Origin of the sequence: Streptomyces sp. UNOB3_S3, from assembly GCF_020740895.1 — a bacterium.
GTDB lineage: Bacteria > Actinomycetota > Actinomycetes > Streptomycetales > Streptomycetaceae > Streptomyces.
Genome location: NZ_JAILXP010000607.1, coordinates 1 through 2,587, shown reverse-complemented (window position 1 = coordinate 2,587; position 2,587 = coordinate 1). Strand labels below are relative to the sequence as shown.

Below are 2,587 nucleotides of genomic sequence, written 5' to 3'. Positions count from 1 at the left end.
CCCCGGACGGCCTCGCGGCCCGCTCCGCCCCGGAGCCGCGCGGCACGGCGTCGACCGTCGCGCCCACCGCCCCGGCGGCCCCGTCCTCCCGGGTGAAGTCCTTCCCGCAGGCCGGCGGGCCGTGGACCGGGGCCGGCGCCGTCGTCCATACGACCGGCCGGGTGTTCTTCACCTTCCAGAACCGCACCGCGTCCTGCTCGGGCGATGCCGTGACCAGCAAGAACGGCAGCGTCGTGCTCACCGCCGGGCACTGTGTGAAGTACCAGGGAAGCTGGCACACCAACTGGGTCTTCGTCCCCGGCTACCACGACGGGCAGTCGCCGTACGGCACCTGGGCGGCGGCCAAGACGCTCTCCACGCCCCAGTGGACCGCCAGCGAGGACATGAACAACGACATCGGAGCCGCCGTCGTCGGCCCCGTGGACGGCAAGCGGCTCACGGACGTCGTCGGCGGCCAGGGCCTGGAGTTCAACGGCGGCTACAACAAGGACATGTACGCCTTCGGGTACCCGGCGGCGTCCCCGTACGACGGCAGCAAGCTCATCCACTGCAGCGGGGCGTCCTCCAAGGACTTCCTGCTCACCCAGGACCACGGCCTGGGCTGCAACATGACCGGCGGGTCCAGCGGCGGACCGTGGTTCACGTCCTTCGACGAGTCCACCGGCGCCGGTCTCCAGGCGTCGGTCAACAGCTTCGGCTACACGTTCCTGCCGAACACGATGTTCGGCCCCTACTTCGGCGACGAGGCCAGGAACCTCCACGACACCGCGCAGAACACCTGACGCCATGACGGAGGTCCCGTCCCCGCGCGGCGGGGACGGGACCTCACGTACGGGCGGGGTCAGCGCTTGACGGCCCGCAGGACCACGAACTTCGGGTCGCTCGCGACGACCTCGCAGCCGCCGAAGAGCCGCCGCAGCCGCACGTGGTAGCCCAGGTGCCGGTTGCCGACGACCCACAGCTCCCCGCCGGGGCGCAGCGCGTCGCGGGCGCCGGCGAACATCCGCCGGGCCGCGGTGTCGGTGGTGGCCTGGTGGCTGTGGAAGGGCGGGTTGTTCAGGACGAGGTCCACCGAGGAGGCCGGTACACCCTCGAGGCCGTCGCCGACACGGAAAGTGGCGACGGCGTCCGGTCCGGCGTTCTCCCGGAAGGTGGCCTCGGCGGAGGCCACCGCCTGGTGGGACTCGTCGGTGAACAGCAGCTCCGCCTCGGGGTTGGCCAGCGCGGCGGCGGTGCCGACCACGCCGTTGCCGCAGCCCAGGTCGACGACGCGCTCGGGGCCCCGACGCTCCGGCAGGTGCGCGAGGTAGAAGCGGGTGCCGATGTCGAGGCGGTCGGCGCAGAAGATGCCCGCGTGGTTGGTGACGGTCATCCCCGAGGCCGGGCCGATGCCGGTGGGCAGGGCGTAGCGGTGCGGCCAGGGGTTGGCGGGGCGGGTGACGGCGGGGTCCGGCGTGCAGAAGATGAGCCGGGACTTCTTCACGGCCAGGGACGTCCGGGTGGGGCCGAGGAGCGTCTCGAACAGCTGGAGCGTCGAGGTGTGGATCTCGGTGACCCGGCCGGTGCCGATGACGACGGTGTTCTCGTGGAGGGCGGGCGCGAGGCGGTGGAGCTGGTCCTCCAGGAGCGCGAGGCTCTTGGGCACGCGGACGAGCAGGACGTCGATCCGGCCGGGCGGGGTGTCACGGGTGGACAGCAGCCGTACGTCGCCGGCGGGGACGCCGGCCCGCGCGAGGTTGGCGCGGGTCGCCTCCTGGCCGAGGTGGGAGTCGGAGATCTGGGTGGGCCGGTGCCCGGCGAGGGCGGTGGCCAGGGCTCCCCACCGGTCGCCCACCACGACCACGGTGCCCGAGAGGTCCGTGCCGGCCTCCGCGAGGTGCTGGAGCAGGTACTCGTCGGCGGAGTCCCAGGCGCGGAGGGTGTCGCGGGGGTCCTCGGGGAAGCGGGTGAGCTCGTACTCACCGTGTGGCGTCGTGAAACGGTTCATTGTGCGTTCAGGCTAGCCGAGGGCCGCCGGGCCCCGCCGTCGGCGGGTCCGGCGGCCGGCCGCTCCCCCGGCGGGGCCGGGCGGGTCAGCAGTCGGGTACGTCCGGGAGCTTGTCGCCGGGCGAGGAGACGTAGATGTTGGTGATGTAGCCGGCGTACTTGGGCAGGTAGGCCCACCAGTCGTTGGTGTACGGGGGGACGGTGACCACCTGTCCCCGCTTCTGGCAGCCGGCCAGCACGTCGACTCCCGCGGGCAGTGTGGTGAGGACGGCGGAGTCCGTGGTCGCCCGGGCCCGTACGCGCACGCCGGAGCCCCAGGTGCCGAACCAGCCGCCGGGGGTGTGGGTGCCGCCGGGGACGTTCAGCTGCCGCACCACCTTGCCGAGGTCGGAGTAGGCCTTGCCGTAGGGGGTGCCTTCGGCGTGGAGCGTGAACACGGCGACGATCGTGCGGTCGGCGGTGCCCACGGTGCCGGTGGTGTGCAGGGCGGGGCGGCGCAGGTCCACGCCGTCGGCCGGGCCGGTGCGGGGCGACCGCGCGGTGCGGGCCGCCGGGGCCGGGGCCGGGGGCGGCTGGGCGGGGGGTCCGGGCTCGGGCTGTC

Annotated in this window: 2 protein-coding genes and 1 pseudogene; 1 reads left to right on the top strand and 2 read right to left on the bottom strand. The window is 73.7% G+C overall.

Features of this window, described 5'->3' with window-relative positions; genetic code table 11:
* Positions 1-782 (top strand): serine protease (locus K6I33_RS34255; RefSeq protein ID WP_229358704.1); only part of this gene is annotated, 782 nt, incomplete at its 5' end.
* A 59-nt stretch (positions 783-841) separates the two neighbouring features.
* Here the strand turns inward: K6I33_RS34255 and K6I33_RS34250 are convergent.
* Positions 842-1,987, bottom strand: a complete 1,146-nt coding sequence (locus tag K6I33_RS34250) for a methyltransferase (RefSeq protein ID WP_229358703.1) — start codon at positions 1,985-1,987, stop codon at positions 842-844.
* Between the two features lie 85 nt (positions 1,988-2,072).
* A pseudogene (locus K6I33_RS34245) lies at positions 2,073-2,587 on the bottom strand (hypothetical protein); the annotation flags it as partial.

Coding starts and splice junctions, on each gene's coding strand:
- K6I33_RS34250 (WP_229358703.1), bottom strand. CDS start 1,987: ATGAACCGTTTCACGACGCCACACGGTGAGTACGAGCTCACCCGCTTC.